Genomic DNA, 21,870 nt, shown 5'->3' on the forward strand with positions numbered 1-21,870 from the left:
GTTTTACATAGTATACACTAGGGGCGGAACGTCTCAGGGATCGATACCTCCCCGATCAACGAGCAGTTCATATGCTCCTTCACCTCGTCGGGTGTCAGCCCATGGCCGAAGAGGAACATTAGCTTCGTCACGGCGCTCTCCGTCGTACTATCGAAGCCGCTCGTCACGCCTGCCTCCAACAATTTGTGCCCCGTCTCATAACGGTGCATCTCCACACTTCCGGCCCTACACTGAGTAACATTCACGATGACGATACCACGGTCTACAGCCTCCTTCAACATATTCAAGAACCATTCCTCGCACGGAGCGTTTCCGCTTCCGAATGTTTCCATCACCACGCCTTTCAGACCCGGGATATTCAGGATACTTTCCACTACTTGCGGAGAAATTCCGGGGAATAGTTTTAGTATAGCGATATTTCGGTCCAACAAATAATGCGGCTTCAGCGGCTTACGCGATACCGGATGATATACCTGCGGCAGATCATACTTAATATAGATACCCGCATGAGCCAAAGCCGGGTAATTGTACGAACGGAACGCGTTAAAATTATCTGCGTTTATCTTACTCGTACGATTCCCCCTCAATAAATCATTCTCAAAAAAGATACAGACCTCCGGGACCAACGGTAAGCCGTTCTCCTTGGCGGCCGCTATCTCGATCGCCGTAATCAAGTTCTCCTTCCCATCGGTACGCAACATCCCGATCGGTAATTGCGATCCCGTAAGGATCACCGGCTTACTCAGGTTCTCGAGCATAAAACTCAAAGCCGATGCCGTATACGACATTGTATCCGTGCCATGCAGTACCACGAAGCCGTCGTATTTCTGATAATTATCGGCGATGATTTTCACGATCTTCATCCACGAGTCCGGCCCCATCTCCGAGGAGTCCATCGGAGGATCGAACTGTATCGTGGCCACCGAATACCCCAGTTTCTTCAACTCCGGCATATTGTCCTTCAAATGCTGGAAATTAAACGACTCTAACACTCCAGTCTCCGGATTCTCGATCATACCTATCGTCCCACCCGTATATATCAACAGGATGGAAGCCTTTTCTTGTTGAGTATGCATGTCCATATAATTATGCAAAGTTAATAAATTATTCTTCTCCTTTCAACACCGGAACACTTATATGATATTTTACGGCGATTATACGTGCGAGGAACACGCTCAACGCCGATACGAACTGTATCATCGCCGCCGACATAGAAGTTTGCATACATATATAATATATCAAACCGCCAAAGACACAAGCCAACGCATAAATATCTTTCCGGAATATCAAAGGCTCCTCATTAATCAATATATCCCTCATCATACCGCCAAACGAGCCGGTTATGGTTCCCATCACGATCGCCACCCACATGGGAAACCCGAAATCCAAGGTCTTGGCGATACCTACCACCACAAACAACCCCAATCCGATAGCATCGAATATAAAAAATGTATTGTTCAAACGGATCACGTATTTTCGGAAAGCGATAACGAACAACAAAGCCAAGGCCGAGACAATCAAATAAGAGGCTTGTTCCATCCAAAAAGGCACCGCATTCAATAAAATATCACGAATCGTACCTCCTCCTACAGCGGTCACGACACCCACCACATAGGCGCCAAACCAATCAAATTGTTTCGCAGAAGCCAATCTTATGCCACTTATGGCAAACGCAAAGGTCCCTGTATAGTCACAAAAGGTGATAAAATCTATCATTTTGTTTTTTTCGCAAAAATACGGAATAGTTCGCAAATAACAGCATTTATAGAAAGAATACCTAACAATAATTTAAACCAAACGAATCCCTTAATGTTTATTATATATAAGTTTGCGGAGTGGTTATAACCGTAACCTATTGATTTTTATTCACAAAAGAGAATTGAGTTAGATGAGGATGAAAAAATGCATGTTGATCGGGTTGATCTGTCTGCTATCCAGCCAATGGATGTGGGGGCAACACTTCCCTCAGATGGATGCCCGCAATTACGTGAGCGACACGGCCCTTTTCATTCCACGCCGCCCTTGGTTGGCAGCAAGCGAGGTATTCGGAATGAACATGGCCGTCTGGACTTTCGACCGTTTCTTAATGAACGAGGATTTCGCGAAGATAAACGGACATACGATTAAGCAAAACTTCAAGACGGGGCCTGTTTGGGACACGGATAAGTTCTCTACCAATCTGGTGGCCCATCCCTATCACGGATCGTTATATTTCAACGCGGCCCGTAGCAATGGACTGAATTTCTGGCAATCCATTCCATTCGCGGCGGGAGGCAGCCTAATGTGGGAATTCTTTATGGAAACGGAACCGCCCTCCATCAATGACATGCTTGCCACCTCTTTCGGCGGTATAGAATTAGGTGAGATTACCTACCGGCTCTCCGACTTATTCATCGACAACCGCTCCCACGGGGCGGAACGTGTGGGACGGGAGATCTTATCCGGTTTGATATCTCCGATGCGGGCGATCAATCGTATCATCACGGGAGAAGCTTGGAGACACAGCAGCTCCAAGGGGCGTGTCTACACCTCGGTTCCCGTAAACTTCATCGTGGGTGTCGGCCCTCGCTTCCTTGCCGAGCAGGAAGGCTCCAAGCATGGCACTACGAGCATGCACGTATCCTTCAGGTTGGATTATGGAGATCCTTTCAATGATGACTTCTATTCGCCCTATGAATGGTTTCAGTTGAAGGCCGGGTTCGATTTCTTTTCCAGCCAGCCGCTCATCAGCCAAGTCAATGCCGTTGGGGCTATCTGGGGGAAACAGGTCTGGAGTAAAGGCCCTCGTAGTCTGGCCGCTGGAATCTTTCAGCATTTCGACTACTATGATTCCGAGTTAAAATCCAATAGTTCCCAAACGGTAGCTCCCTACCGCATATCGGAAGCGGCGGCGGTCGGTGGTGGATTGATCTATTACAAAAGAGGCACGCCGGACAATAAGGTAGATGTTTACGCCGAATTATACGGAACAGGAGTCGCCTTGGGCGCAAGCATCTCCGATTACCTCCGGCTGGAAGAGAGAGATTATAATCTGGGAAGCGGTTATAGCGTGAAAGCGTTCACCGGATTGGCCTACGATAAACGCTGGGCGTTCTTGATCGATTTGGAGAACTACCATATCTTCACATGGAAAGGATACGAGCCGGATATAGACTGGAACGCAGTGGACCCTACAAAGTTAAACGTACAAGGCGATGCCGGCAACGCACGTTTAACGGTATTTTCCACCACCTTAGCCTATATGTCCAAGCATAAATGGAATATTGCGTTGCGAAATCGTTATTTCTCCCGCCGTACCCATTATAAGTATCATAAAGATATAGATAGCTCCACGTATGATATTATGCTGACGCTTGGGTGGAGGATTTAATTCTTCCGCTCAAGCTCACGCAGATTCTCCATCTTCTTGCGCTGCATAAACTCATAGATGCCTTCCAAATGCTCCGTCACTTTTTGGTTTCCGAACTCATAGACCTTAGAGACCAGCCCATCCAAGAAATCACGGTCGTGGGATACGACGATCAACGTCCCGTCAAAGTCAAGCAACGCCTGCTTCAAGATATCCTTCGTCTTCATATCCAGATGGTTTGTCGGCTCATCCAGAATCAGCAAGTTCACAGGCTCCAACAATAGCTTAATCATGGCCAGACGTGTGCGCTCGCCACCGGAAAGCACCTTCACCTTCTTCGCCGAGTTCTCGCCGCCAAACATGAACGCACCCAGCAGATCCTTGATCTTATTACGGATATCGCCTTGCGCCACATCGTCTATCGTCTGGAAAACCGTAAGATTCTCATCCAGCAGGGAGGCTTGGTTCTGGGCGAAATAACCGATCATCACGTTATGCCCCAGCGTCAACGTCCCCTCATGCTCGATCTCTTTCATGATACACTTCACCAAGGTAGACTTACCCTCGCCATTCTTCCCGACGAAAGCGATCTTATCCCCTCGCTCGATCATCAGATTTGCGTTCCGGAAAACCGTATGATCGCCATACGCTTTCGAGACATTCTCAATCGTCACCGGATAAGAGCCCGAACGGGGCGAAGGCGGAAACTTCAAGCGCAAAGCCGAGGTATCTTCCTCATCCACCTCCAAGATCTCCAGTTTCTCCAGCATCTTCACACGGCTCTGCACCTGCAAGGTCTTGGAGTACGTGCCCTTGAAACGCTCGATGAACTCTCTCGTCTCGGCGATCATCTTCTGTTGCTCGTCATAAGCCTTCTGTTGTTGCTCACGACGTTCCTTCCGTAATTGCAAGTATTGGCTATAGTTTACCTTATAATCATAAATCCGGCCCATCGTCACCTCGATCGTACGAGTCGTGATATGATCCACGAACGCACGGTCGTGGCTGATCACCACTACGGCCTGACCGTTATCGATCAAGAAATCCTCCAACCACTGGATAGACTCGATATCCAAGTGATTCGTCGGCTCGTCCAGCAAAAGGACATCCGGTTTCTTCAACAGTAGTTTCGCCAGCTCGATACGCATACGCCAGCCACCGCTGAATTCACTGGTTTGCCGGCTGAAATCCTCCCGTTTGAAACCAAGTCCCAACAAGGTTTTCTCTATATCGGCGTCGTAATTAATCTCCTCTATGGAATAGAATTTCTCGCTCAAGGTAGAGACCCGCTCGATCAGCTCCATATAACCATCCGACTCATAGTCCGTACGAGTCTCCAGTTGCTTATTCAATTCAGCGATCTCCGCCTCCATCTTGTGCAGATGGGCGAAAGCCTGCGCCGTCTCCTCGAAAACGGTACGGCCATCCTCCGTCATCAAATGCTGCGGCAAATAAGCGATCACGGTATCTTTAGGGGCGGACACTTTTCCACGGCTTGGCTCCCGCACGCCAGCCAATATCTTCAACAAGGTAGATTTACCGGCACCGTTCTTACCCATCAAGGCGATACGATCTTTCTCGTTAATCACAAAAGAAACATCCGAGAAAAGGGCGCTTCCACCAAACTCTACTGTTAGTCCGTCAACTGAAATCATATGTTTATTTTAATACATTAATATAATGAAGCCGCAAAGATAAGAAAAATCCCTTTCATTAGGGATGTACAGGAGATTTCATACGATCTTTCCGGAACAAGACTAGGAAGAAATTGGTTACCGATGCCGTCGACAATATTTTCGACGCCGTCAGCAATATTTCCGACAGCGTCAGCATTATTGCCGACGGTGTCGGCAACCAATTGCATAAGGGACTAATCCCTTAAACTACCTTTAAAAAAAGCAGAAGCATCCACATATTTTCCAACAAAACGCTTGTTTTATAAACAGAAACTCCTATCTTTGCACCCGCTAATACAAACAGCTTAAATTAATTATTCAAACATGGCAACAAAAATTAGATTGCAAAGACACGGTCGTAAAGGTTACGCCTTCTACCAAATCGTGATCGCAGACAGCAGGGCTCCACGTGATGGAAGATTTATTGAAAGGATAGGTTCTTATAATCCGAACACTAATCCTGCTACAGTAGATTTGAACTTCGAAAGAGCTTTGTATTGGTTACAAGTAGGTGCTCAACCTACAGACACAACTCGTAACATCCTTTCTCGCGAAGGCGTTTGCTTGAAAAAGCATTTATTGGAAGGTGTTAAGAAGGGTGCGTTCGACGAAGCCGCAGCTGAGGAGAAATTCCAAGCTTGGTTGAAGAACAAACAAGCTTCCGTACAAGCTATCAAAGAAAAAGACAGCGAAGCAGCTAGAGCAGAAGCTAAAGCACGTCTTGAGGCTGAGAAGGAAGCTAATAAGGCAAAAGCAGAAATCGTAGCTAAAAAGAAAGCAGAATTGGCAGCAGCTGAAGCTGCTAAGCAAGCTGAGGAAGCAGCCGCAGCGGCTCCCGCTGAAGAAGCTCCGGCAACTGAAAGCGCTGAATAATTCGTGCGATGCCAAAATAAAAAAGAGGACATTTTTCAATGCCCTCTTTTTTTATGCCTTTTCCACCAGCTACCGGATCTTCCTAATGCGTATAATCGATCAGCCGGATGCCATCGCCTAAATCGTTCTGGATAACATCCTTCATCCTTTTGGCGAAAGGACAGGCATAACCTATCGGCGTCCCTTTTTGGATACAGGAAGCAAAAGCGATACTATCCGCCCCTCTATTCACCAACTCCCTCGCCCTTAATACGGCCTTTTTTCCGGGACAACCTCCGCAATTGATAAACCCAATGATCTCAATATCTTCCTCTACACCCTCAAAGGCTCCCTTTTTCTCACGGATCATCCTAAAATCAGTAGTACCGGGGCAAAAATCCTCTGTTTGCATACATCTGATAATTCCTACTTTCATAAAGCATCCCTCCCAATTAAAAAAGCCGTAAAATCTAAAATTCTACGGCTTTCCGATCTATAAATGATGATTAACTAAGTCGTGTTACTTCTTCTTCAACAAGAAAGTATCGATCTGTTTCACAAACTCCTCACGGGGAAGAGCTCCCATCGATATCTGAGGCTGTCCTTCCTTAGGGATAAACAAGAACGTAGGAATACTTTGTATGCCAAAAGCGGCAGCCAACTCCTTTTCCTTATCCACATTTACCTTATAAACTACGATATCATTCTTATACAGGATAGCCAAATCCCTTAAAATAGGAGCCACTTGCTTGCAGGGACCACACCAGTCCGCATAAAAATCGATGATACAAGGCTTATCACCTTCATATACCCATTTCGTAGCGTTCTTCTCGTAATTGAATACCTTTTGCAGGAACTCTGCCTTGTTCAAAGTAACGACCTCTCCCTTGGAGGCGGTACCAGCCTCACTTGATTTATCTGATTTAGCGGACATCGAGCAGCTTACTAATAGCAGCACAACCGAAACCAGCCATAAACTTTTCAACTTTCTCATATAGAAACCTTTTACTTGATTGATAAATTATTTGCTACAAAAATAGCAATAAAAAGGGGATTCCCACACATTCTATTCTTAAAAGAAAAGAATAAACAAAAAGAAAAAAAGCGCATAAGACTCTTGTATATTCCAAAAGAATGACTACCTTTGCAAAGCAATTAAACGAAACGTTTGATCGCACAACATATTGGAAAGATGGCAGAGTGGTCGATTGCGGCGGTCTTGAAAACCGTTGAACCGAGAGGTTCCCGGGGTTCGAATCCCTGTCTCTCCGCTGAACGTGCTGGACAGAAATGGTCAGCAAACGGACAAAAAGCTACAAATCAATGATTTGTGGCTTTTTTTATTGCCCGAAAGTCCTGCTTCCAAGACTTCAAAAGTACGGTAAAAGACAAAGTTTCGTTACTAAATCGTTACCTATTCCCCGCCGGACAAAAACGGTAACGATTTGTCCATAAATGACCTGATAATGACTTGATTAGTCCATAGTCTGCATAACTCGAAAACGAGAGGTAAAAATTAATTTTGCAACTAAAAAAAGTGAGTTATGAAATCGACATTCAAGGTTCTTTTTTATTTGAAGAAAGGTTCTGAAAAGAAAAACGGCGAGGTTATGATTATGGCACGCATCACCATAGACGGCAAACTTTGCCAGTTCAGTACGAAACAGAGCATCCAGCCCGACAACTGGAGCATTACTGCGGGCAAAGCCAAAGGCAGGGATGCCGGGAGGATAAACGCCCTTTTGGACGACATACGTTCTTCCCTGAATACCATTTACCACGAAATGCAGCGGCGTGACAATTACGTGACCGCCGAGAAAGTGAAAAACGAGTTCTTGGGACACAGCGAGAGCCACGAAACAATCCTTTCATTGTTCCAAAAGCACAATGACGATGTGAAGCAGCTTGTAGGCATATCCAAGACGATAGCGACCTACCGCAAGTATGAAGTGACCCGCCGCCACCTCGCTGAATTTATCCAAAGCAAGTACAACGTATCGGACATATCCATAAAGGAGATAAGCCCGATGTTCATTACCGATTTTGAGTTGTATTTGCGTACCGCCTGCAAGTGCGGCTACAACACCACCGCCAAGTTCATGCAGTTCTTCAAGCGTATCATCATCATCGCCCGTAACAACGGCATACTGGTGGGCGACCCTTTCGCCAGCTACAAAATCCGGCTGGAAAAAGTGGACAGGGGTTATCTGACAGAGGACGAGATTAAAATTATCCTTAAAAAGAAAATGGTTTCCGAACGGCTGGAACACGTCAGGGACTTGTTCGTCTTTTCCTGTTTCTGCGGTCTGGCATACAGCGATGTCGCCAATTTGCGGCAGGAGAATATCCAAAAGTCTTTTGACGGCAACCTTTGGATAATCACCAAGCGGGTAAAGACCAACACGGACGTGAATGTCCCCCTGCTGGATATTCCCAAGATGATTTTGAAGAAGTACAAGGGCAAGTTGCCGGACGGCAAGATACTTCCCGTAATCAGCAATCAGAAGCTAAACGCCTACTTGAAAGAGATTGCCGATATATGCGGTATTAAAAAGAACCTGACATTCCACCTTGCCCGGCACACGTTCGCCACGACCACCACGCTGTCAAAGGGCGTACCCATTGAAACGGTGTCCAAGATGCTGGGACACACAAACATAGAAACTACGCAAATCTACGCCCGCATCACCAACAGCAAGATAGGCAGCGATATGCAGGGGCTTGACAAGAAGTTTGTCGGCATTGAGAAGATTTACAAGGAAGTTGCCATGTAATCTTGATTATATGGAACTGGTCACAATTTGTGACCAGTCCTTACTATTATTCCAACATTGCTAAATCTCCTAAAATATACGATTATGGATTTGCAGATTATCCAAAACAAGATTTTTGAGGTCAGAAGTTGCCGGGTGATGCTCGATTATCATTTGGCAGAACTCTACCAAGTGGAAACACGAGCCTTGAAGCAGGCGGTCAAGCGCAATATCGAGCGTTTTCCGGGTGATTTTATGTTTGTACTCACCCAAGAGGAAGCTAACTTGCTGTTATCCATAGGGGTATCACAAAATGTGATACCCCCTGCTTACAACTTCGGCGTTGCTATGCCTATGGCTTTCACCGAGCAGGGCGTAGCCATGCTTTCTTCGGTTCTCCGCTCCAAAGTAGCCATAGAAGTAAACATTTCAATCATGCGGGCTTTTGTCCTCATGCGCCAAATGGCAATCGGTTACGAGGAACTGTCAAGGCGCATCGAGGAACTGGAGGTAAGCACCGATGCGCAGTTCAACGAACTGTACCAAGTCCTTACCCAGCTTTTGAGCCAGTCGAAACAACAGAAAGAACGCCGTCCGGTAGGTTTCGTTACCTATAACCGTGGCAAGAACGAATAGGTAACGATTTCGGTAACGAAATTCCACTTAATAACCTATATCCCAGCATTGTACATTCTTCCACCTTGCGGGCAGTCTACCGACTACCCGCATTTTTTATATCCTTTTCCAACTGGCACATTTCCCGAAACGCCAGCCGTGCGTGGCATGGCTGACTGTATTTCGTGAAAAGAGCCGTTGGAAACCCGCACAAGCGTATTGCAAGCAAGCTCACAACACCCTTGCCTTTCCCGCCCGCATGGAGTGTTCCCTAAAAGATGAAAGAGAACAGGCACTTTTCCCCAGTTTCCCTATTTGTAAATCTTCCTCTTACGCAGTCCCCCAGCCGGGACAGTCGTTTTAATCATTTCAATAGGCAAAGGTAGTTACGTGTTCTTCACGATTTTGCAAGGTCGAGCCGTTCCGGTTTGGCGAAAAAATCTTCCCTGCCTTGCGAGGTATTTTTTGCCCAAAACCTTGCAAACTCTAAACACTACCCTTTTACGCCTATGTGAAACGAAAACGACCGACCCGACCGGAAGACGCATAAAAAAAAAGTCGGATTTACGGGAAACAGGAAAAAAATTCAGTGAAACTTCAACTCCCTCACCTCTCAAATCCGCATAAAATTAAAAACTTAAAAAATTACAGCAATATGGAAGCAAAGGTATTATCGGAAGCAAAAGTTTATGTAGGCACTTATGCCAAGTACAACAACGGTTCATTGTCCGGCGCATGGCTCGACCTTTCGGACTATTCGGACAAGGAAGAATTTTATGAAGCCTGCCGGGAACTTCACAAGGACGAGGAAGATGCGGAATACATGTTTCAGGACTGGGAGAACGTGCCGGAGGGCTTAATCGGCGAAAGCTGGATTTCTGAAAACTTCTTCGCCCTGCGTGATGCGGTGGAGGATTTGAGCGACACCGAGCAGGAAGCCTTTTTCGTGTGGTGCAACTATAAAAGCCATGATTTGGGCGAGGAAGATGCGGACGACCTTGTACGTGATTTCCGGGACGAGTATCTGGGTCAATATGACGATGAAGAAGATTTCGCCTATGAAATTATCGAGGAATGCTACGACCTGCCGGAGTTCGCAAAGACCTATTTCGATTATGAAAAGTTCGCCCGTGACCTTTTTATGTGCGATTACTGGTTTGATGACGGTTTTGTGTTCCGTGCGGCATAACAACCAATCCGGGCGGGGTGTCAAAGCCCTGCCCGTTAAAAACGACCAAGCGATGAAACGGAAAAGCATTTATAAAATCCTTTGGCGGGTGTTGCTGCTCTGCCTTGCATGGCGGTTTACCAGCGTAGCCGGAGCAGGCACGGCGATAACGGCGTATATCGTGTTTTGTGCCGCCCGTTTCCTGCTCCGGGTCTGCCTTTCAGCCCTTTATGCGCTGGGCGTGGCTCTGCTTTTCCTGCTGTTGCTTTCTTTACTGATATTATAACCATTAAAAAAAATAGAACATCATGCAGTCACTTAACAAAAACGGGGTAAGCATTACCCAAACACCGGGAGAAGAAAAGTTCGTGAAATGCTGTTTAGGGGCTTTCAGGGGACAAATTTATTATCAATATGACTACCGCCACACGGACGGCGAACTTTTCAGCACGGTAGCCAAAACGCTGGACGAGTGCCGCCGCAGGCGTGACGAATGGATAGCGAAGAAGAACGGAGTAATAAACAAGTAAATTTTAGGGACATGAAAACAACAGAAGTAAACAAGGAGCTTATCGGCAGGCGTTGCGAGTGCATTTTTACGGGCTTAATGGTAACGGGCGTTATCGAGGACACAGAAGAAAACGAACACACCATAGAGGTAAAAGTCCGTTTCGACCACCCGCACCAGTGGGGCGATGATTTGTATAATGATGTGTGGGCGTGGGGGCGCAAAATAGACGAGTTCGGCACGCTGCACCATTTGCAACTGTTGGAGGATAAACCGGACTTTCAGATAATGACGGTAGTTTTCGGCGAACCAATCAGCCGGATAGACCGCAGTGTTTTTGAAGATGTTGCAACGTGGGGTGTCTGTTCCCTGCAAGGCTGGGTAAACAGCTATGAAAGTGTCCGGTTTGTAGCTATAGACGACCATACGGCAATCATCACGGGCGAATATAACATGGAGCAGGTAAAGGTGTGGTTAGAGAAATACACGTCCATAAAGAGCCTTAAAACCAGTTGATAGAAAACGGCGGCTGCTTGCCGCCGTTACTTTCTTCCGTGAGCCTGCCAGCGGGTGAAGAAAGTAACAAAGAAGCCTTTCGTTTTCCCTATCATGGAAACATCCCGCCGATGCTTCCCGGCGGGATGTCTGCCCGATATTTACGCTTTGCGTATCATTCCATACCCGGTTTCCCAAGAGGATGATAAAAACGAATGTCGCAACTATAAATCCTCATAGTGAATAAATTTTACACCAAGTATGCACACGGTTTCTTCTTCCTCGATGTCATATTTCCATGTCCGTTTATTGACAAGCATTTCCGTGTCGCAATCGAACCATTCCATTACAGGCGCATCATCTTCTTCGTCCGCCCATTTGAAAACCTGATTGGACGGCGTTTTCCATAATTCAGCACTGTCACGTTCGGAAATACAGTCCTTGTCCATAATGATGATGTCACCTACTGCCGGAACTGTATCTGTTTCCAACGTGGTTTCTATGTACCACGAGATGCCTTCTATATCCAATTCTATTTTTACCATGTCGTTTTATTATTAGGGGGTTATTGTTTCCGTTTCTTCTTCGCTGTTGTCATTATTAAATGATAGTGTAAGTTGCTGCATCTGCCCGAAGCTGTCGATGATATAAATGTCAATCGTCTGCTGGTCGGTCGATGCCGAGGTGTAGTAGAGCCAGAACGTTTCTTTCTCCAGCGGGTAGAGGTCATTGGGCAGGAACACCGTGCCGTTATCCATTTCCAGCTTCCCTTTGCCGTCCGGCTGGAAATACCTTATCTGATAGGTAGTCGGCTGGTAATAGCCGCCACGCACCAGTCGGCAGCGTATTTCGGCGGTTTCCCCGACTTTCAGCCTTTTGGGTACTGGCAGTGTTTCGATGCTGAACGGGTACGCCTGCTGAATATCCAAGTTGTCATTACAGGCGGTGACAAGCACGAGGGCGGCCACGATGTAGCAGCCCATGATGATTTTATACATTACATTCTTCATATACATTATTATATAGCGGTCAGTTGATAATGAATTTCAGTCCCAAAGATACCTGCGTGTGGAACTTGCCTATGTCCGAGCCGAACAACGCCCGTTCCCTTGCACTGACAAGCAAGGCTATCCGGTCGGTCAGGTAGGCTTCCAGTTCCAGCGTCAGCGCACCGCCGTAGATGAAGCAATCCTTATCCAGCAAGGTAGAGCCGTCCGGCAGCAGCTTTTCGCTTCGGTTGCTTGTTTCGTACCCGGCGAGAGCCGACAATCCCAATGAAAGGAAAAAAGTCTTTCGCCTGTCCGATAGGAATTTCAGGTAATAGCCGCCCTCTGCGGTGAACTGTTCTACGGGTATCTGCATATCCTTGTAGTCATACTTCTTGTGCAGGTATTCGCCGCCAATCACCCAGCGGTTGGCGTTCTTGGTGTAAACGCTGTACGCCGCCCCGATGTGGTAGGCAAAATCCGTGTCGGAGTTCCAATGCACCCCGTCCGCCATGCCCGCCGTGACTTGCAAGCCTTTCATGCCCGGCAGGTATCTTTGCGCATGTGCCTGAAACGAGGTCAGGCACAGCGCAAAGAGCATCATTATAAAGATGTGTCTTTTCATTCCCTATTTGATTTTTAGTTCGTCAATCACTTCTGCGTTCACGATGTCGGCGTTCTCCACCCGTATGGTCTGATGCCGCCCGCCGTTCTTCTCGTAGAGTTCCACGACCAGCAGCTTGTCGTCAGGAATGGTGAACTTCGGCAGGGCGTACACCGTGCGCACGGTACTTTTTCCTGCAATCTCTATCACCTCGTTGTAGCTACGTACCGCATCCAGCACCGTTTCCTGAATAGCCGTGCGCTTGGGTACTTTCTTATCGGTTATCTTAAACTTGATGAAGTCGGTATCGAAAGGCACGTTGGAACTGTTCTTTGTCTGCGTGTGTACATAGAGCATCCCGTTATAGGTGTAAATCCCCTTGATTAAGAACTGTATGCCGAAACGCTTGCTACCCAAGTGGCGCACTTTCCGGTCATTGTTCTTGTAGATGCTCTGCATTATCAGTTTCACCAATAGCGGGCTTTCATTCCCCAGTTCCCGGAAATAGATGTTCATCCGGGTATGTGAGAAGTCGGACGTATCTTCATTCTCCAAGAAGTCTTTCATTTCGATGTTGAGCATTTCCGGTTCACGGGCGTACTTGGCGTTGAACGAAAAGAAACTGCCGTCCTCGCAGATAACGGAGAAGTTCGTTTCTCCCGGAAAGCCCTCTGTCGTGGCTTTCACCCTGATTACGTTCTCCGCACCGTCCGCCTTGCCCGCTATGATATGGTTGCTTCCCAAATCGACATAGCGGACGGCGGCGGGGAAGATGATATGCACCGTCTTGGCAAAGGTCACTTCCACGCCGTAGGGCGTAACCATTTGGCGGTACGGGAGTTTCCGGGTAATCCCCCGGTACAAGTCGTTGCCAGCCGCATACTTCACGGTGTCAGTGGTTTGTGCGTTTGCCGCACACACGCCCAGCAAGAGGGCGAACATTACAAAAATCTGTTTCATTGCTAATTGAAATTTTAACGGTTGATAAAATGGTTATTGTTGTTTGGCGTAAAGCATCACCCTGTACCCGGCTTTCAGCTTCACTTTCACGGTTCGGAACTTCTTGGCGAGGTAGCCGGACGTTCCTTGCAGCAATCCCCTTGTCACGTCCATAGCCACCTGCTGCCCGGCACTTTGGGCAAAGGAAATGCTTGTACCCAGCCCGCTTCCGATATTCGCCATAGCTTCGTTGAACGCTTCCTGCTCCATAGAGGACGGGACGGACAGCCCCTTTTGCCCGTCCGTGTCGAACACGGCGAGTTCCACCGGGATGATGTTGCCAGCGTACTCAATCGAGGACACCAGTATGTCAAGCCGCTCGCCCTGCACCTTTGCCGTCCCCGCCACGAGGGTATTCTTCGGCACGACTATGTTCCCCGCCTGCATGGGTTCGAGCAGCCGTAGTTTCACCGCCTGCCCGTCCGTCAGGGTTTGGTCTTGGTGGATGCAGGCGGCTACCGTGTTCTTTCCCATAGCGTACCCCGTGCCTACTGCCGTGTTGAAGCCGTAGTTTCGTGGCTGGCTGTAAGCCCGGATGAAGTCGGCATCGCTCATGGGCTGCCGCAATCCCGAAACGGTCGTTTCCCTGACAGCCTGCACCGCCACCGCATCCGGCTTGCGGTCAATGTCGCCCGTTACCGGGACTTGTGCGACTTGTCCCTGCCCGCCGTTCATGTACTTTGCCGCCAGCTCGTAGGACTTTTCCAAGAGTGCCATTTGGTCGTCAGCGGTGGGTGTGGCGTTCTGTTGTTGCAGCCTATCGGTCAGTTCCGCTACCTGCCGCTTCAAGTCCTCTTTTTCCTCGTCCACCGCCGGAGTTTCATAGAACGTGCTTAACTGGCGGTTGATGTCCCGGTAAGCGTATGCCGAAGAAGCACCGCCGCCCCTTTGGGGCTTCGCATCCTCTTCCGGCATCAGGTCGATTTCCGCTTGCGGTTCTTCCGCTTCATCGTTCCCGGTGAAACCGAAGTCCTGCAAGGACTGTATCTTCTCCTGCTGCCTGCGGCTTATCATCGCCTGTTCGTAAGCCTTTTGCTTGTCGGCTATAATCCCGTCCTCTGCGGGCAGGGGTATGTCGGCGTTGAAGCCGCCCACGCTTTCCACGTTCACGTCCTCTTTGCCGGAGGGTGCGAATATCAGGTACATGCACCCGGCAAAGGCAAGGAACATCAGCGGGAAGACTATCATTTTCCTGCGCTGCTGCACCTGCTGCGGGGTAAGTTCCCGTTTGGGTTTATCTTCCTTTTTCGGCTTCCCGTCCGCCTGCGGTACGGTCGTGCCGTTCTCATTCTTCTGTACTTCTTCCATATTGCGGTCTGTTTAAGGGGTTGATACTTTTGGTTGTGTCGTTGCCGTGCAACGGCAGTTGCCTGATGTGTTCTATTTGCAGCCGCCTGCCGTCCCGCTTCCCGATGTTGTAGATTGATGAAACGGTAATGTAGATAGACAAGCCGCCAAGGAAGAAGAACATCACGAGGATAACCGCCAGCCTTTTGCCCGGCGTAATCCGTCCGCACATTCGGCGCAGGCGGTCGTCCGCCCAGTCCCGCACCTTTCCGATGTAGTTTCGTTTTCTTTCCATAAGGCTATCTCTTAATGGTCTGCAAATCCTTGTTCTCGGTAATGGTGAACGCTTCGATGATGAAGCCGTGCGGGTTGTTGTCGCTCCGTGTGGCGTTGAGCAGGCGGCACGAGGTCACAAGGCTTCGCACCGTCAGGCTGCTTTCCCGGACAATCAACTGGCGGGCATACGTGTTCACCTTGTAGGGGTACTGGTCGAAGTCGCACTTCACGCTGTCAATCTCCACCGTCTGCGTGACGTTTCCGGAAATCACCCGGTTGTAGTAGCCCTTTTCCGCCAAGTCCTTGTAATAGTTGAAAGCGGTCTTGTCGGCGAGGAACAGCGAGCGTTTGATGTTGCTTTCGATAGCCCCCTTGTCGGGTGAGAGCGTGAAGAAAAGTTCGTGGAAACGCCGCACGTGCGACTTGGCTTCCACGGGTCTGTTCTGCGCCATGTCCTGCGAGAGTGCCAGCATCAGGCTTTTGCCGTTGTCGAGGACGTATATCTTCTGCCGCTGCTTTTCGGCGAAGCTGTACGAGTTCCACACGGCAAAGCCCGTCACCAGTGCGCACAGGCAGATGAATACCAGCGCAAAGAGCCTGATTTGCCGGAAACTCGTTTCGATGTTCGTTAATGACTTAAATTCCATATACTAAATATTGATGTTGGTTATTTGAGTAGTTTCCCGGTTACTTTCCCGCTTGCCGCACCGACCGCCGCCCCGGCGATTGACCCAGCCCGTGCCACGTTGCGGTTATAGGCAGACGTACCGCCAGCCGACACTATCCAGCTTGCCACCGTTGGAATGGTGAAGTAGCCCACGATGCCGATAATCATAAAGATTACATACACGGTGCTGCTCCCGTCAGGAATGAAATTCGGGTCTGAAAGCTGCTCGATGTCTTTTTGTAGCATCAGGGTTTGTATGCGTGCCAGCACGCTGCTGAACAAGTCCGACACGGGTAGCCACAGGTAAATGGATATATAGCGTGAAATCCACTGGGTCAGCGTGCTTTGGAAACCGTCATAGACGGAAATCGCAAACGCCAGCGGACCCAGTATGCTTAACACGATTAGGAAGAACGTGCGCAGCGTGTCTATAATCAGCCCCGCCGCCTGAAAGAGCATTTCCAGCAGTTCCCTGAACCAGTCCCGGACGGACTTCTTTATATTGTACGCCGCCCTGTCCATATACATACCCGTCATAGTTACCATATCGGAGGGCGACCAGCCCAGTTCTTCCAGTTGCCTGTCAAATTCCTCGTCCGAAGCGAGGTAAGCCGTTTCGGGGCTACGCATCAGGGCTTCATATTCCAGTCGGTCTTTCTGTGCCCGGTATTCGTTCATGTCGAAAGTCTGCGTTTCCATAAGTTGGTTGCACCCTTTCACCACTGGCGACAATACCGTGTTGATAGTCCCCAGCACGAACGTGGGAAAGAACATGATGCACAGCCCCAGCGCAAAGGGACGCAGGAGCGGGTACACGTCTATGGGTTCGGCACGTGCGAGCGACTGCCACACTTTGGCGGCTACATAGAACAGCGCACCCAGCCCGGCTATTCCTTTGGCTACCCCCGTCATGTTGCTGCACAAGGGCATCATTTCATCGTACAGCACCCGCAACACTTGGTGCAGGTTGTCAAAATCCACCGCTGCTAATAACATAGGCATACCGATTTATATGTTACCAGTAGCGTTCATCCGCCGAGCCGTAAAGAGCCAGCACCCGGTCTGTGTCGTTCTTCTTCTTTGCCCGCAGGTAGGACACGGATATGTTCTTTCGGGTGTAGTAGTTCACGAGGTTGCGGTAGTTGAGCAGGCTTTTGTAGGCGTTGTTGATTACCGCCAGCCTTTCGGCATCCGTCAGCGACATACCCGTCACGTTCACTACATTCTTCAAGTCCTGCAACACGTCCGCACTTTCGGAGAGCAGCTTGGCATACCCGGCTGAAATGGCGGTGAGTTCATCCGGCGTGTAGTTCGGGTCAGCCAGCATGTTCTGGTAGTTTCGCACGTAGATTTCGGATATTTCCGCCACCAGTTCAATGGACTTCTTCACCTTGATGCCGCCCTTGACAACATCGTGTACCGCTTTGAGCGCATCGTAATAGACTTTTCCCTGCTGGAAAATCTTCTGCGCTTCCATGAAGCCGTCCAGCGTGTTTTTGGCTGTGGTGGAAGTCTGCACTATCTGCTTGGTGGTGTTGATGATGCCCTGTGCCAAATTGCCGGGGTCTGACACCACCCACTGTGCGGATGCGTTGCCGATGAAGCAAAGGCATACCGCCATAAGGAGAATTGTTCTTTTCATGTTCCTGATTTTTAAGTTGTTGATGATTGGGGATTACGTTTGCTTTCTGCAAGCCTCTTGATAGCCAGTTCAAGGTTGCCGCCCAGCTTGTCGGCAAGTGCGAACAGTTCCATTTTCTCGCTTTCCTCTGTCGTGAAGGTGTAATATTCTTCCAATGAAACTTCTGTGGCGTACACCGCCGACTGCGTGCCGCCCAGCGAGAAGAAAACTTCCTTGTACTTCCGTCCGGGGTGGTTCGCCATGTTGATAGACAATATCTGCGAACGCTCCTTGTCGGTCAGTCCCAAGAGGTTCTGTATGCTGTCAAACTTGTTGAGATATTTTCTTTGGTCTAACAGGATTTTGCAGTCCGAGTTATTGATGATACTCTCTTTCACGATAGGGGAAGAAATAATATCCTCAATCTCTTGCGTGACTACAATCGCTTCCCCGAAATATTTTCGGACGGTTTTGTAGAGGTAGCGGATATAGTCCGCCATGTTCGCCGATGCAATCGCTTTCCACGCTTCCTCGATTAGTATTAACTTCCTTATTCCCTTTAACTTGCGCATCTTGTTTATAAAGGCTTCCATGATGATGATAGTCGTTACCGGGAATAAAATCTTGTGGTCTTTGATGTTGTCCAACTCAAAGACAATGAAGCGTTTGTGCAACAAATCCAGTTCCTTGTCGGAGTTCAGCAGGTAGTCGTACTCACCGCCACGATAGTACGGTTCAAGCACGTTCAGGAAATTGTTTATGTCAAAATCCTTTTCCCTGACGTTCTTCTGTTCAAGCTGTCGGCGGTAATCATCCCGGACAAACTCGTAGAACGTGTTGAAGCAGGGCGTTACCGAATGGTCTTTGCCTGTCAGTTCGATATAGGCACTCACGGCGTTTGACAACGCCACTTCTTCCGACCGCTTCGGGGCTTCATCATCCCGCTTCCACAGGGTGAGTATAAGGGTCTTGATGCTCTCTTTCTTCTCTATGTCGAATACCCCGTCCTCGACATAGAACGGGTTGAACGCTATCGGGTTCTCGTTGGTGTAGGTGAAATAAATCCCGTCCTCGCCGTGCGTGCGGTTGTGGATAAGCTGGGACAGCCCCAAGTAACTGTTACCCGTATCTACCAGCAGCACGTGCGCCCCCTGCTCGTAATACTGACGCACCATGTGGTTGGTAAAGAAAGACTTACCCGACCCGCTCGGCCCAAGTATGAACTTGTTGCGGTTGGTCGTGATGCCTTTCTTCATGGGCAAATCCGATATGTCGATATGCAGCGGGCGACCGCTCACCCTGTCCACCATTTTGATGCCGAACGGCGAAAGCGAACTCTTGTAGTTCGTTTCTTCCACGAACAGGCAGAGAGCCTGCCCCAAGAACGTGTAGAAACTTTCCTCTGCGGGGAAGTCCGCTTCGTTTCCGGGTATGCCCGCCCAAAAGAGCGTGGGCGTATCGACCGTGTTGTGGCGTGGCTTGCACTCCATTAGCGCAAGCTGGCTTCCCACATCGTTGCGTATGCGTTTGAGTTCTTCCCGGTCGTCACTCCATGCCATGACGTTGCAGTGGCAGCGCACCGATACAAGCCCCTTGCTGTGCGCTTCGTTCAGGTACTCGTCTATCCATTCCTTGTTCACTTGGTTGGCACGGGAATAACGGGAGAGCGATTGCATGTTCCGGGCGGTCTGCTCGAAGTTCTTCAGGTTTTCGGCGTGGTCGTCTATGAAGATGAACTGGTTATAGACGTGGTTGCACGACAACAGCACGCCCACCGGGGCGGCGAATGACAGTCGGCAGTCGCTCCGGTCAGTGGACAGCTTCTCAAACCGTGTGTCCGTCCCGACCTTTCCGGGCAAATCTTCCACGTCCGAAAGCGTGTGCAGGCACAGTATGTCGTCCCCGACACGCATTTCTTCCGGGTACAGCCCGATGTCTTTCAGGCAGGTGGTATCTGTCTGCGATAGCGAGAAGTATTTCTCGATGATGCCCGCCTTTCCGTCCTGCCCGGTGATTTCCGATGCCGCCAGCCGGGTAAGGGTGACAAACCCGCTGTCGTTCATAATCCTTTCAAACTGCCCGACCGCTTCGATGAACTTTGCCGCCGCTTCCTTGTCGGCTATCTCCTGCGGTACAATCCTGCCCCGGCATAGGGTGGAGAAGTCGCTCTGTCGGCGGCTTCTCTCCCTTGTCGTCTTTGTCAGGAACAGGTAGCAGTAATGGTTCAGGAACGGGCGTTCATTGAAGTGCCGTTCAAAGGAGCGGCTTAAAAAACTAAGCTCGTCCCTTTCCGTGTCGGGCTGGTAGTTCTCCTTGATGAAGAAGTCCTGCTTGTGTACTATGGAGTAGTCGGGCAGCACCTTGATTGCCTTGTACCATGCCGAATGTATGGCTTCGTACTCGGCACTGGTGACGGTGAACAGTTCGGGCAGTTCCACCCTGAAAGCCACCGTTATGTCCGCATCCTTTGAAATGATGCAGCCGTTCTCCACCGCCAAAAGGGGGAATTTCCTTTCCAGCGTGGTAGCCTTTAACATATTTCTCATGGTCTTTCTTCCTTTCTTTTTTTGTAGGTGAATAATCGGGGTATCGCCTTTCGGCTGATAATGAAGCGTGGATGCCGTTTGCGTGCGGCGGCTTTCATCAGCCCGTGCGTGCCGTACTTGGCGTTGAGCCGGAACGTCTGCCACACGAGCAGCAGCGAAGCCGACACGATGAAACCGATACATAGCCACTGGTTCACGCCCGCCATGAACAGGACGATGAACACCACGAAGACGGCGAGCAAGCCGCCGCAAAAGATAAAGAGGTACTGGCTTTTCAGCCCCTTGAACTCCACGGGCTTCCCGATACCCCTGTTTACCTGATATTTTTCGGGCTTAGCCCTCAACAACTCGTCAGACATAGCCGCAGGTTTAGAGGAAGAACGAGCGCAGGATAGTGGCGGCTACAATCAGGAAGATGCACGCCCCGAACCAACTGGCGGCGGTCTTTGAGGTGTCGGGGTCGCCGCTTGAAAACTTGTTATATACTTTTACCCCGCCAATCAAGCCGCAGACCGCCCCGATTGCGTACACCAGTTTTGTTCCGGGGTCGAAATACCCGGTGATTAGGTTCGTGGCTTCGGTGATGCCCGCCTGCCCGTTTCCTTGTGCGTAGGCACTTACCACGGCGGCAAGTATAGCCGCCGACAAGAAGATTTTCTTTCTCATTGTGATTTGTTTTTAATGCCGGGCGGCGGGTGGATAGTCCGCCTTTCCCGGCTGGTGAATAATTTGAAATTTTAGTGGTCGGGGATAGTCCCGTTTGTCTGTTTGGTTTTCAGGTTGCCAATCAACCGTAATCACGCTGTTTCATGCTGTCAGGCTTATACATTATTATATTATAGGAAATCGTTCATGTCGAACGCTTCGTGTTCCTTGCTTTTATTGCCAGCTTCGGCAGGGACAGCAGCCGCAGCCAGTTCCGCTTCGTTGCGTCCCAGCAGTTCCGCCACCTTTGCCAGCCCGCCGTTGATGTTCTCCACCACCGCATCGTAGAGGTTCGTCCCCTCAATCCTTGCCAGTGTCCCGGCGGCTTGCCGCTGTTCCGTTTCGGTGGGGTTGTCGGCGTTCGCCGTGCGTACCGCTTCGCCCAGTTCGTCAAAGCTCACGCCCGTAGCCCGCCCGGTATCATCGTCACCGTCCATGTACCCGGCTATTTCCTCGTCCTCGTAGTCGGGTTCGTCATTCTCGTAACCGGGCGTTTCTTCCGGCAGTCCGTCAGCCTGCGGCGCAAAAATAGTATCATTTTCAGCCGCTTGCGGGAGGTGTCCCGATTTGTCCTGCGCTGTCTGAAATTGTCCGCTCTTGTATCGGCTTTCACCTATCAGCGTGTAGCCTGAAACCCCGTTTCGTGGAAGCGGCGCATCATCCGTTTTGCCCGGTGATGTCCGGCTGTCCGTGTAGCGATACCACAGCCACAGGGCGATGTAGTACACCAAAAGCCCGGTAAGTATGCAATAGATTACCATAG

General features: G+C 49.5%; 26 protein-coding genes and 1 tRNA gene. 9 read left to right on the forward strand and 18 right to left on the reverse strand.

What is annotated here, in order from left to right; genetic code table 11:
• Positions 1 to 17: 17 nt before the first annotated feature.
• Positions 18 to 1,082 carry an asparaginase gene (locus DWY79_RS10095; protein ID WP_005858163.1) on the reverse strand — a complete coding sequence of 355 codons (1,065 nt, stop codon included), beginning with the start codon at positions 1,080 to 1,082 and terminating at the stop codon, positions 18 to 20.
• Between the two features lie 22 nt (positions 1,083 to 1,104).
• Positions 1,105 to 1,716: a trimeric intracellular cation channel family protein gene (locus tag DWY79_RS10100; RefSeq protein WP_005858164.1), complete on the reverse strand. Its 612-nt coding sequence runs from the start codon at positions 1,714 to 1,716 to the stop codon at positions 1,105 to 1,107.
• Positions 1,717 to 1,888: 172 nt separating this feature from the next.
• Here DWY79_RS10100 and DWY79_RS10105 point away from each other — a divergent pair, with 172 nt between their 5' ends.
• Complete coding sequence (locus DWY79_RS10105; protein ID WP_005858165.1) at positions 1,889 to 3,370, forward strand: DUF3943 domain-containing protein; 1,482 nt, start codon at positions 1,889 to 1,891, stop codon at positions 3,368 to 3,370.
• Here DWY79_RS10105 and DWY79_RS10110 read toward each other — a convergent pair.
• On the reverse strand, positions 3,367 to 5,004 hold the full coding sequence (locus DWY79_RS10110; RefSeq protein ID WP_122369313.1) for an ABC-F family ATP-binding cassette domain-containing protein: 1,638 nt from the start codon (positions 5,002 to 5,004) through the stop codon (positions 3,367 to 3,369). The two genes, DWY79_RS10105 and DWY79_RS10110, sit on opposite strands and share 4 nt — an antisense overlap.
• A 345-nt stretch (positions 5,005 to 5,349) precedes the next feature.
• On the opposite strand from DWY79_RS10110, the gene DWY79_RS10120 reads away from it, so the two are divergent.
• A complete protein-coding gene (locus DWY79_RS10120) occupies positions 5,350 to 5,898 on the forward strand; it encodes a 30S ribosomal protein S16 (RefSeq protein ID WP_005858168.1) in 549 nt (182 codons plus the stop codon).
• An 82-nt stretch (positions 5,899 to 5,980) separates the two neighbouring features.
• Here DWY79_RS10120 and DWY79_RS10125 read toward each other — a convergent pair whose 3' ends face one another.
• Together DWY79_RS10125 and trxA are read right to left on the reverse strand one after the other, a co-directional pair.
• Positions 5,981 to 6,313: a CGGC domain-containing protein gene (locus DWY79_RS10125; protein WP_005866270.1), complete on the reverse strand. Its 333-nt coding sequence runs from the start codon at positions 6,311 to 6,313 to the stop codon at positions 5,981 to 5,983.
• Between the two features lie 84 nt (positions 6,314 to 6,397).
• Positions 6,398 to 6,871 (reverse strand): thioredoxin, encoded by a 474-nt coding sequence (gene trxA, locus DWY79_RS10130; protein WP_005858169.1) that lies wholly within the window; start codon positions 6,869 to 6,871, stop codon positions 6,398 to 6,400.
• Positions 6,872 to 7,063: 192 nt separating this feature from the next.
• Here trxA and DWY79_RS10135 point away from each other — a divergent pair.
• The 7 genes from DWY79_RS10135 (at position 7,064) to DWY79_RS10175 (ending at position 11,437) form a co-directional block, all read left to right on the forward strand.
• Positions 7,064 to 7,148, forward strand: a tRNA-Ser gene (locus DWY79_RS10135).
• 273 nt (positions 7,149 to 7,421) lie between these two features.
• On the forward strand, positions 7,422 to 8,651 hold the full coding sequence (locus tag DWY79_RS10140; RefSeq protein WP_007478215.1) for a site-specific integrase: 1,230 nt from the start codon (positions 7,422 to 7,424) through the stop codon (positions 8,649 to 8,651).
• 84 nt (positions 8,652 to 8,735) lie between these two features.
• A complete protein-coding gene (locus tag DWY79_RS10145; RefSeq protein WP_007754106.1) occupies positions 8,736 to 9,266 on the forward strand; it encodes an ORF6N domain-containing protein in 531 nt (176 codons plus the stop codon).
• Between the two features lie 634 nt (positions 9,267 to 9,900).
• A complete protein-coding gene (locus DWY79_RS10160; protein WP_007754113.1) occupies positions 9,901 to 10,434 on the forward strand; it encodes an antirestriction protein ArdA in 534 nt (177 codons plus the stop codon).
• Between the two features lie 52 nt (positions 10,435 to 10,486).
• Positions 10,487 to 10,699, forward strand: coding sequence for a hypothetical protein (locus DWY79_RS10165; RefSeq protein WP_007754115.1), 213 nt, complete (start codon positions 10,487 to 10,489; stop codon positions 10,697 to 10,699).
• A gap of 22 nt (positions 10,700 to 10,721) precedes the next feature.
• Positions 10,722 to 10,943, forward strand: a complete 222-nt coding sequence (locus DWY79_RS10170; RefSeq protein WP_007754116.1) for a DUF3873 domain-containing protein — start codon at positions 10,722 to 10,724, stop codon at positions 10,941 to 10,943.
• 11 nt (positions 10,944 to 10,954) lie between these two features.
• Entirely contained in the window at positions 10,955 to 11,437 is a 483-nt protein-coding gene (locus tag DWY79_RS10175) for a hypothetical protein (protein WP_028728958.1), read from the forward strand.
• A 203-nt stretch (positions 11,438 to 11,640) separates the two neighbouring features.
• Here the strand turns inward: DWY79_RS10175 and DWY79_RS10180 are convergent, their stop codons facing one another.
• The 13 genes from DWY79_RS10180 to DWY79_RS10240 all read right to left on the reverse strand — a co-directional run bounded on the left by DWY79_RS10180 (position 11,641) and on the right by DWY79_RS10240 (position 21,868).
• Positions 11,641 to 11,961 (reverse strand): hypothetical protein, encoded by a 321-nt coding sequence (locus DWY79_RS10180; RefSeq protein ID WP_007754121.1) that lies wholly within the window; start codon positions 11,959 to 11,961, stop codon positions 11,641 to 11,643.
• A gap of 12 nt (positions 11,962 to 11,973) precedes the next feature.
• Positions 11,974 to 12,432, reverse strand: a complete 459-nt coding sequence (locus DWY79_RS10185) for a DUF3872 domain-containing protein (RefSeq protein WP_007754124.1) — start codon at positions 12,430 to 12,432, stop codon at positions 11,974 to 11,976.
• A gap of 13 nt (positions 12,433 to 12,445) precedes the next feature.
• Positions 12,446 to 13,027 carry a conjugal transfer protein TraO gene (locus DWY79_RS10190; RefSeq protein ID WP_007754126.1) on the reverse strand — a complete coding sequence of 194 codons (582 nt, stop codon included), beginning with the start codon at positions 13,025 to 13,027 and terminating at the stop codon, positions 12,446 to 12,448.
• A gap of 3 nt (positions 13,028 to 13,030) precedes the next feature.
• The gene (gene traN, locus DWY79_RS10195; protein WP_007754128.1) at positions 13,031 to 13,966 is read right to left on the reverse strand and encodes a conjugative transposon protein TraN; all 936 of its coding nucleotides are present in this window, start codon (positions 13,964 to 13,966) and stop codon (positions 13,031 to 13,033) included.
• Between the two features lie 33 nt (positions 13,967 to 13,999).
• Positions 14,000 to 15,313, reverse strand: a complete 1,314-nt coding sequence (gene traM, locus DWY79_RS10200) for a conjugative transposon protein TraM (protein WP_007754131.1) — start codon at positions 15,311 to 15,313, stop codon at positions 14,000 to 14,002.
• Complete coding sequence (locus DWY79_RS10205; RefSeq protein ID WP_007754134.1) at positions 15,291 to 15,587, reverse strand: TraL conjugative transposon family protein; 297 nt, start codon at positions 15,585 to 15,587, stop codon at positions 15,291 to 15,293. The genes traM and DWY79_RS10205 overlap by 23 nt, the downstream gene beginning before the upstream one ends.
• A gap of 4 nt (positions 15,588 to 15,591) precedes the next feature.
• Positions 15,592 to 16,215 carry a conjugative transposon protein TraK gene (traK, locus tag DWY79_RS10210; protein WP_004325451.1) on the reverse strand — a complete coding sequence of 208 codons (624 nt, stop codon included), beginning with the start codon at positions 16,213 to 16,215 and terminating at the stop codon, positions 15,592 to 15,594.
• A gap of 20 nt (positions 16,216 to 16,235) precedes the next feature.
• Entirely contained in the window at positions 16,236 to 17,231 is a 996-nt protein-coding gene (gene traJ, locus DWY79_RS10215; protein WP_028728967.1) for a conjugative transposon protein TraJ, read from the reverse strand.
• A 19-nt stretch (positions 17,232 to 17,250) separates the two neighbouring features.
• On the reverse strand, positions 17,251 to 17,877 hold the full coding sequence (locus tag DWY79_RS10220; protein WP_007566703.1) for a DUF4141 domain-containing protein: 627 nt from the start codon (positions 17,875 to 17,877) through the stop codon (positions 17,251 to 17,253).
• 11 nt (positions 17,878 to 17,888) lie between these two features.
• Positions 17,889 to 20,402, reverse strand: coding sequence for a TraG family conjugative transposon ATPase (locus DWY79_RS10225; RefSeq protein ID WP_007478204.1), 2,514 nt, complete (start codon positions 20,400 to 20,402; stop codon positions 17,889 to 17,891).
• Positions 20,399 to 20,761, reverse strand: coding sequence for a DUF4133 domain-containing protein (locus DWY79_RS10230; protein ID WP_007566699.1), 363 nt, complete (start codon positions 20,759 to 20,761; stop codon positions 20,399 to 20,401). The genes DWY79_RS10225 and DWY79_RS10230 overlap by 4 nt, the downstream gene beginning before the upstream one ends.
• Before the next feature lie 10 nt (positions 20,762 to 20,771).
• Positions 20,772 to 21,068 (reverse strand): DUF4134 domain-containing protein, encoded by a 297-nt coding sequence (locus tag DWY79_RS10235; RefSeq protein ID WP_004308755.1) that lies wholly within the window; start codon positions 21,066 to 21,068, stop codon positions 20,772 to 20,774.
• Between the two features lie 170 nt (positions 21,069 to 21,238).
• Positions 21,239 to 21,868: a hypothetical protein gene (locus DWY79_RS10240; RefSeq protein ID WP_007478186.1), complete on the reverse strand. Its 630-nt coding sequence runs from the start codon at positions 21,866 to 21,868 to the stop codon at positions 21,239 to 21,241.
• Positions 21,869 to 21,870 lie beyond the last annotated feature (2 nt).

Origin of the sequence: Parabacteroides sp. AF27-14 (genome assembly GCF_003635425.1) — a bacterium.
Classification (GTDB): domain Bacteria; phylum Bacteroidota; class Bacteroidia; order Bacteroidales; family Tannerellaceae; genus Parabacteroides; species Parabacteroides distasonis.

Bases quoted from the DNA above. Each gene is read 5' to 3' on its own strand.
- DWY79_RS10095 (WP_005858163.1), bottom strand. From the start codon at position 1,082: ATGGACATGCATACTCAACAAGAAAAGGCTTCCATCCTGTTGATATAT.
- DWY79_RS10100 (WP_005858164.1), bottom strand. From the start codon at position 1,716: ATGATAGATTTTATCACCTTTTGTGACTATACAGGGACCTTTGCGTTT.
- DWY79_RS10105 (WP_005858165.1), top strand. From the start codon at position 1,889: ATGAGGATGAAAAAATGCATGTTGATCGGGTTGATCTGTCTGCTATCC.
- DWY79_RS10110 (WP_122369313.1), bottom strand. From the start codon at position 5,004: ATGATTTCAGTTGACGGACTAACAGTAGAGTTTGGTGGAAGCGCCCTT.
- DWY79_RS10120 (WP_005858168.1), top strand. From the start codon at position 5,350: ATGGCAACAAAAATTAGATTGCAAAGACACGGTCGTAAAGGTTACGCC.
- DWY79_RS10125 (WP_005866270.1), bottom strand. From the start codon at position 6,313: ATGAAAGTAGGAATTATCAGATGTATGCAAACAGAGGATTTTTGCCCC.
- trxA (WP_005858169.1), bottom strand. From the start codon at position 6,871: ATGAGAAAGTTGAAAAGTTTATGGCTGGTTTCGGTTGTGCTGCTATTA.
- DWY79_RS10140 (WP_007478215.1), top strand. From the start codon at position 7,422: ATGAAATCGACATTCAAGGTTCTTTTTTATTTGAAGAAAGGTTCTGAA.
- DWY79_RS10145 (WP_007754106.1), top strand. From the start codon at position 8,736: ATGGATTTGCAGATTATCCAAAACAAGATTTTTGAGGTCAGAAGTTGC.
- DWY79_RS10160 (WP_007754113.1), top strand. From the start codon at position 9,901: ATGGAAGCAAAGGTATTATCGGAAGCAAAAGTTTATGTAGGCACTTAT.
- DWY79_RS10165 (WP_007754115.1), top strand. From the start codon at position 10,487: ATGAAACGGAAAAGCATTTATAAAATCCTTTGGCGGGTGTTGCTGCTC.
- DWY79_RS10170 (WP_007754116.1), top strand. From the start codon at position 10,722: ATGCAGTCACTTAACAAAAACGGGGTAAGCATTACCCAAACACCGGGA.
- DWY79_RS10175 (WP_028728958.1), top strand. From the start codon at position 10,955: ATGAAAACAACAGAAGTAAACAAGGAGCTTATCGGCAGGCGTTGCGAG.
- DWY79_RS10180 (WP_007754121.1), bottom strand. From the start codon at position 11,961: ATGGTAAAAATAGAATTGGATATAGAAGGCATCTCGTGGTACATAGAA.
- DWY79_RS10185 (WP_007754124.1), bottom strand. From the start codon at position 12,432: ATGTATATGAAGAATGTAATGTATAAAATCATCATGGGCTGCTACATC.
- DWY79_RS10190 (WP_007754126.1), bottom strand. From the start codon at position 13,027: ATGAAAAGACACATCTTTATAATGATGCTCTTTGCGCTGTGCCTGACC.
- traN (WP_007754128.1), bottom strand. From the start codon at position 13,966: ATGAAACAGATTTTTGTAATGTTCGCCCTCTTGCTGGGCGTGTGTGCG.
- traM (WP_007754131.1), bottom strand. From the start codon at position 15,313: ATGGAAGAAGTACAGAAGAATGAGAACGGCACGACCGTACCGCAGGCG.
- DWY79_RS10205 (WP_007754134.1), bottom strand. From the start codon at position 15,587: ATGGAAAGAAAACGAAACTACATCGGAAAGGTGCGGGACTGGGCGGAC.
- traK (WP_004325451.1), bottom strand. From the start codon at position 16,215: ATGGAATTTAAGTCATTAACGAACATCGAAACGAGTTTCCGGCAAATC.
- traJ (WP_028728967.1), bottom strand. From the start codon at position 17,231: ATGTTATTAGCAGCGGTGGATTTTGACAACCTGCACCAAGTGTTGCGG.
- DWY79_RS10220 (WP_007566703.1), bottom strand. From the start codon at position 17,877: ATGAAAAGAACAATTCTCCTTATGGCGGTATGCCTTTGCTTCATCGGC.
- DWY79_RS10225 (WP_007478204.1), bottom strand. From the start codon at position 20,402: ATGAGAAATATGTTAAAGGCTACCACGCTGGAAAGGAAATTCCCCCTT.
- DWY79_RS10230 (WP_007566699.1), bottom strand. From the start codon at position 20,761: ATGTCTGACGAGTTGTTGAGGGCTAAGCCCGAAAAATATCAGGTAAAC.
- DWY79_RS10235 (WP_004308755.1), bottom strand. From the start codon at position 21,068: ATGAGAAAGAAAATCTTCTTGTCGGCGGCTATACTTGCCGCCGTGGTA.
- DWY79_RS10240 (WP_007478186.1), bottom strand. From the start codon at position 21,868: ATGGTAATCTATTGCATACTTACCGGGCTTTTGGTGTACTACATCGCC.